This window comes from Sphingomonas asaccharolytica NBRC 15499 (assembly GCF_001598355.1).
Classification (GTDB): domain Bacteria; phylum Pseudomonadota; class Alphaproteobacteria; order Sphingomonadales; family Sphingomonadaceae; genus Sphingomonas; species Sphingomonas asaccharolytica.
The window spans coordinates 1-5581 of sequence record NZ_BCYU01000145.1 but is presented as its reverse complement, the minus strand read 5'-3'; the positions used below and the strand labels follow the sequence as shown (position 1 = coordinate 5581).

Genomic DNA, 5581 nt, shown 5'->3' with positions numbered 1-5581 from the left:
CTTGCTGACCACGCACGAGGTCGCGGTGACGATCGAGGAAGGCGCAATCGGCGGGCTCGGTGCTCACGTCCTGACGATGGCGAGTGATACCGGGCTGATCGATGGCGGGCTCAAGCTGCGCACCATGCGGCTGCCCGACCTCTTCCAGGACCAGGACAAGCCCGAGGTGCAATATGCCCAGGCCGGACTCGATTCCGACCATATCGTCGACACCGTGCTCAAGGCGTTGCGCTATAACGACGCGAGCGCGATCGCGGAGTGCCAGCGCATATGAAGCGATTGTTGCTGGCATTGTTGGGGTTGCCACTTCTGGCGGCCGCAGGGACGGATGCGCGAGGTGTGCTGACGATCGACGTCGGCAATGTCCGCATCGCCAAGGGCAATGTCCATGTCGACGTCTGTCCCGAAGCGCAGTTCCTCAAGGATAATTGTCCCTGGACGGGGAATGCGCGGGCCAGGCTGGGCGACACGCGCGTGACGGTCACCAATCTGCCGGCGGGGCGCTATGCGGTGCAGGCCTTTCTCGACGAGAATGGCAATGGTGAGGTCGATCGGGCATTGTTCGGCATCCCGAAGGAGGGTGTCGGCTTCTCGAACGATGCCAAGATCCGCCTCGGCCCACCCAAATTCGCCGAGGCGGTATTCGCATTCGACGGCAATGCCCGTACTATCCGATTGACGCTGCGCTATTTCATGGGCGCTCAAGGTCCGTCGGCGCGCTGATCGTGCGGTCCCCGGTCACGCCAATCGTCGCGGCTAGCGTGCGCCGCCCGTGGCTGACGGTCATCCTGGTGCTGGTCCTCGCCGCGCTGGCGCTGTTGGTCACCCTCAATCGTTTCGCGATGACTACCGACACCGCCGAATTGATCTCTCCCAATGTCGAATGGCGTCAGCGGGAAAAGGCGATGGAGCAGGCGTTCCCGCAATTGCGCGACGTGATGCTGGTGATGGTCGACGGTGCCACCCCGGAGCTGGCCGAGGACGGCGCAGCCCGGCTCGCCGCCCGGCTGGCATCCGACAAGGCGCATTTCCGGCTTGTCACCCGGCCCGATGGCGGCGACTTCCTGGGACGCGAAGGTCTGTTGTTCGGCTCCGTACAGGATGTGCGCGACACCAGCGCCGCGCTGGTCGACGCGCAGCCGATGCTCGGTCCACTCGCCGCCGACCCCAGTCTGCGCGGCGTGGCCGGCGCCTTGTCGACCATTGCCGATGGAGTGCAGACGGGTCAGGTCACGGTCGACCGGATCGACAAGCCTGTCCGCGCGCTCGGTGACGCCGCCGACGGCGTGCTCGGGGGCAGGCCGAAGCCGTTTTCCTGGCAGGCGCTGTTCGCGACCGGCAAAGGGGCACTGGCCCCGCCGAAGCGGCGGCTGATCCTTGCCCAGCCGGTCTTGAACCATAGCGAGCTGATGTCCGGAGAGGCGGCCAGCGACGCGGTCCGGACGACCGCCGCGGCGCTCGGGCTCGATGCTGCGCATGGCGTAAAGGTGCAGCTCACCGGCGAGGTGCCATTGGCCGACGAGGAGTTCGGCACGCTCCAGGAGAATATCGGGCTGGTCGGGCTGGTGATGCTCGCGGCGATGCTGCTCACCTTGTGGTTCGCGACCCGATCGGTGCGCCTGGTCGCCGCGATCCTGGCGACGATCGTGCTCGGCCTCCTCGTCACCATGGCGGCCGGGCTGGTCGCGGTCGGCCGCTTCAATCTGATCTCGGTCGCGTTCATTCCGCTGTTCGTCGGTCTGGGGGTGGATTTCGGCATCCAGATCTGTGTCCGCTACAATGCCGAGCGCGCGGGCGGCGCCCCGTCCGATGCGGCGCTGCGCCAAGCCGCGATCGCGCTCGGCGCTCCGCTCACGCTGGCGGCAGGCGCAATCTTCATGGGCTTCGGGGCGTTCCTGCCGACCGCTTATGTCGGCATTGCCGAACTGGGCGTGATCGCCGGGCTTGGCATGATCGTCGCGCTGGCGCTGAGCGTCACGTTGCTGCCCGCATTGGTGATGCTGTTCCGCCCCGGTCAGCCGCGCGGGGACGTGGGATTCGCCACGCTCGCACCGGTGGACCGATGGCTCGAACGCAATCGCGGCATGGTGCTGTGGGGATTCGCGATCGCGCTCGTCGCCAGCATCGGCATCCTTCCCTGGGTGACCTTCGACTTCAATCCGCTGCACCTGCGCAATCCCGACGCGCCTGCAATGCGGGCATTGGCCGATTTAACGCGCGATCCCGACCGTACGCCGAACACAATCGACGTGCTGGCCGCCAATCCGGCCGAAGCGCAGGTGATCGCCGGCAAGCTCGATCACTTGCCAGAGGTTGCGCGGGTGATCTCGCTCGACAGCTTCGTGCCCGAAGACCAGCAGGCCAAGCTGGCGATCATTCAGGATGCGGCATTGCTGCTCGATGTGACGATCAATCCGCTCGATATCGCACCGCCGCCGAGCGATGCGGATCTGGTTGCCTCACTTTCGCAGAGCGCTGCCAAGCTGCGCGCCGTCGCCGGGAATGGTCAGCAACCCGGCGCGCGCGACGTCCGGCGGCTCGCGACTTTGTTCGAACGGTTGGCCCGAAGCACGCCCGAGAAACGCGCTGAAATGAATGCAGCGGTATCCCGGCCACTCGACGTGATGCTCGGCCAGGTTCGGCTGGCCTTGCAGGCGACGCCGGTCACCCGCGCCGATCTGCCCGTCGAGCTTGCTCGTGACTGGGTCACGCCCGACGGACGCGTACGGCTCCAGGTCTTTCCCAGCGGCAACGGCAACGATAATCGCGTCATTCGCCGGTTCCGGACCGCCGTTGCCGGCGTGACACCGGCCATATCCGGCTTGCCGGTCGCGACCCAGGCAGCGGCCAATACCGTGGCCGGTGCCTTCGTCCAGGCCGGGGTCCTCGCCTTCCTGCTGGTGAGCGCGCTGCTGTTCGTGGTGCTCCGCAACGTACGCGAAGTGGCGTTCACGCTGGCGCCGGTCATCTTGTCGATCTTTCTGACCTTGGGCAGCTGCGTGCTGATCGGCCAGCCGATCAACTTCGCGAACATCATCGCTTTCCCATTATTGTTCGGCGTGGGCGTCGCTTTCCACATCTACTTCGTGATGGCGTGGCGGGCAGGGGCAACCGGGCTGCTCCAGTCCAGCCTGGCCCGCGCCGTGATGTTCAGCGCACTTGCCACCGGCACCGCGTTCGGCAGTCTCTGGCTGTCGCGTCATCCCGGTACGGCCAGCATGGGCGAGATCCTGATGATCTCGCTGATCTGGACGCTGATCTGCGCCTTGATCTTCGAGCCCGCGCTACTGGGGCCGCCGAGGCGCGAGCGGGCATAAAGGTAGCTGGGTGATTTTCTGCGGTGGCTCCCTGAGTAGGATTCGAACCTACGGCCGCTCGATTAACAGTCGAGAGCTCTACCGCTGAGCTATCAGGGAACGTCACCGGAGCGCGCGTCTATACCTTCGCGCATTAACGATGCAACCCCTGATTTCCCGTTAAAACCTCAGGCGGCGAACTGCTCCATGGTGATGCGGTCGTCGAGCGCATGCTCGGGGTCGAACAGCAGGGTCAGCTCGCGCGAACGGTCGATCGCGATATCGACCTGGGCGACGTCGCGTACCTCATGCTGGTCGGCGACGGCGGACACTGGCCGCTTCGCCGCTTCGAGTACCTTGAGCGTGATCCGTGCTTTTTCGGGCAGGATTGCGCCGCGCCAGCGCCGTGGTCGGAAGGCCGAGATTGGGGTCAAGGCGATCATCGCCGAGCCGAGCGGGAGGATCGGGCCGTTAGCCGACAGATTGTACGCGGTCGATCCCGCCGGCGTCGCGGCCAGGATGCCGTCACAGGCCAATTCCGGGATCACGACGCGATCGTTGACCGTGACTTCCAGTTTGGCGGTCTGACGCGTTTCGCGGAGCAGCGAGACTTCGTTGATCGCCGGGTGGATGAACGTCTCGCCCGCGATCGTACGCGCGGCCATCTGGAGCGGCGTGACCTTGAACGGACGCGCGCGCTCGAGCCGCGCGTCGAGCCCGTCGCGCCGCCAGTCGTTCATCAGAAAACCGACCGTGCCCAGATTCATGCCGAATACGGGCACCGGATCACCGCGGCGGTCGAGCATCGCGTGCAGCGTCTGCAACATGAAGCCATCGCCGCCCAGCGCGACGATCAGGTCGGCCTGTTCGACCGGCACCCACTCGTAGCTGTCTCGCAGCTCGCGCTCGGCGGCCTGGGCGGGTGGGGTCGGCGACGCGACCAGCGCGCGTTTCATCCGCCAGTCACGCTCATATGCCGCCCGACCGCGGGCGCGGCGCCGGCGGCGATGCGGAAATCGTGGCGCGCGGGCTTGATCGCCAGAGCTTCGTCGATCGCGGCGTCGAGTCCGGCCGTCCCGCCGATGCGCAACGCTGCCTTCAAATCCACCTGATCGTCATGGCCGAGACAGGCATAGAGCCGCCCCTCGGTAGTGAGTCGGACGCGGTTGCAGCCGTCGCAGAAATTGACGGTGAGGGGGGAGATCAGCCCGAGCCGGGTGGGACTGGCGCCGACACGCCAATAGCGCGCCGGACCGCCGGTCGATCGCGGGTCGCGGATCAGGTCGAACCGCCGCGAGAGATCGTCGAACACCGCGGTCAGCGGCACGAAGCGGTCGGCGCGATCCTCGTCGATCGCACCTAGCGGCATGGTTTCGATGAGGCTGAGATCATGACCCTGTTCGACGCACCAGGCGAGCATTGCCGAAATCTCGTCCTGATTGAGATCTTTCAGCGCGACCATATTGATCTTGATCGCGAGTCCCACCGCCTTGGCAACGGCAATGCCGTCGAGGACGCGCGACAGATCGCCCTGGCGCGTGATATGGCGAAAGCGATCGGGATCGAGGCTGTCGAGGCTGACATTGATCTGGCGGATGCCGGCGGCCCGCAGGGCGGCGGCACAATCGGCCAGTCGCGTGCCATTGGTCGTCAGCGTCAGTTCGTCGAGACCGTGGCCGACCTGCCGACCCAATCGCCGGGCGAGATCGATCGCGCCGCGGCGCACCAGCGGTTCGCCGCCGGTCAGCCGGATCTTGGTCACACCGCGCGCGATGAAGCGCTCTGCGATGACGGCAATCTCGTCGAGTTCGAGCAACGCATCGCGCGGGAGGAAACGCATGTCCTCGGCCATGCAGTAACGGCAGCGCAGGTCGCAGCGATCGGTCACCGACACACGCAGATAGCTGATTGTGCGGCCATGTCGGTCGATCAGGGCGGGGGCGGTCGCCATCGTGCTTCGACAGCTAGGGCGTCGTACTCCCTGCGGCAACCCCGATTAGCTGCGCGCGTTCGGATTGGTCATTGGCCGATTGCGGATTGGCGAAGTCGCACCGGCATGCGTAGAACCGGGCGCAATGGTCCCCAGTGATCCCCAGACCGGAAACTCCCTGTTCCTGCTGTCATTCCGGCAGCGCGGCGAATTGTCGGCAATCGCGGCAGAGGCCGGCTGGCGCGTGGTGGCTGCCCGGCGTGGCGACGGTGCGGCGCGGCGGTATCTCGGCAGCGGCGCGGCCTTGGCCGTGCTCGACGCTCGCGGGGCGCTCGGCGAGGGGCTGGCCGCCGCC

General features: G+C 66.3%; 5 protein-coding genes, 1 tRNA gene and 1 pseudogene. 4 read left to right on the top strand and 3 right to left on the bottom strand.

The genetic code is table 11. From position 1 onward, the window contains the following. The 3 genes and pseudogenes from SAS01S_RS21480 to hpnN form a co-directional block, all read left to right on the top strand. Nucleotides 1–274 (top strand): annotated as a pseudogene (locus SAS01S_RS21480) (1-deoxy-D-xylulose-5-phosphate synthase); the annotation flags it as partial. Beyond that, the gene (locus tag SAS01S_RS21475) at nucleotides 271–723 is read left to right on the top strand and encodes a DUF2141 domain-containing protein (RefSeq protein ID WP_066813194.1); all 453 of its coding nucleotides are present in this window, start codon (nucleotides 271–273) and stop codon (nucleotides 721–723) included. The pseudogene SAS01S_RS21480 and the gene SAS01S_RS21475, both read left to right, overlap by 4 nt. Then, the gene (hpnN, locus tag SAS01S_RS21470; protein WP_066813192.1) at nucleotides 723–3317 is read left to right on the top strand and encodes a hopanoid transporter HpnN; all 2595 of its coding nucleotides are present in this window, start codon (nucleotides 723–725) and stop codon (nucleotides 3315–3317) included. Before SAS01S_RS21475 ends, hpnN begins: the two co-directional genes overlap by 1 nt. Before the next feature lie 24 nt (nucleotides 3318–3341). Here the strand turns inward: hpnN and SAS01S_RS21465 are convergent. The 3 genes from SAS01S_RS21465 to moaA form a co-directional block, all read right to left on the bottom strand. Further along, a tRNA-Asn gene (locus SAS01S_RS21465) sits at nucleotides 3342–3416 on the bottom strand. Nucleotides 3417–3484: 68 nt separating this feature from the next. Next, on the bottom strand, nucleotides 3485–4252 hold the full coding sequence (locus SAS01S_RS21460) for an NAD kinase (RefSeq protein WP_066813190.1): 768 nt from the start codon (nucleotides 4250–4252) through the stop codon (nucleotides 3485–3487). Next, on the bottom strand, nucleotides 4249–5247 hold the full coding sequence (gene moaA, locus SAS01S_RS21455; protein WP_066813188.1) for a GTP 3',8-cyclase MoaA: 999 nt from the start codon (nucleotides 5245–5247) through the stop codon (nucleotides 4249–4251). The genes SAS01S_RS21460 and moaA overlap by 4 nt, the downstream gene beginning before the upstream one ends. Before the next feature lie 124 nt (nucleotides 5248–5371). Here moaA and SAS01S_RS21450 point away from each other — a divergent pair. Continuing rightward, on the top strand, nucleotides 5372–5581 hold a 210-nt coding region (locus SAS01S_RS21450), incomplete at its 3' end, for a hypothetical protein (protein WP_157082944.1).

What these genes read in the sequence shown, in the direction of transcription:
- SAS01S_RS21475 (WP_066813194.1), top strand. Translation starts at nt 271, where the DNA reads ATGAAGCGATTGTTGCTGGCATTGTTGGGGTTGCCACTTCTGGCGGCC.
- SAS01S_RS21460 (WP_066813190.1), bottom strand. Translation starts at nt 4,252, where the DNA reads ATGAAACGCGCGCTGGTCGCGTCGCCGACCCCACCCGCCCAGGCCGCC.
- moaA (WP_066813188.1), bottom strand. Translation starts at nt 5,247, where the DNA reads ATGGCGACCGCCCCCGCCCTGATCGACCGACATGGCCGCACAATCAGC.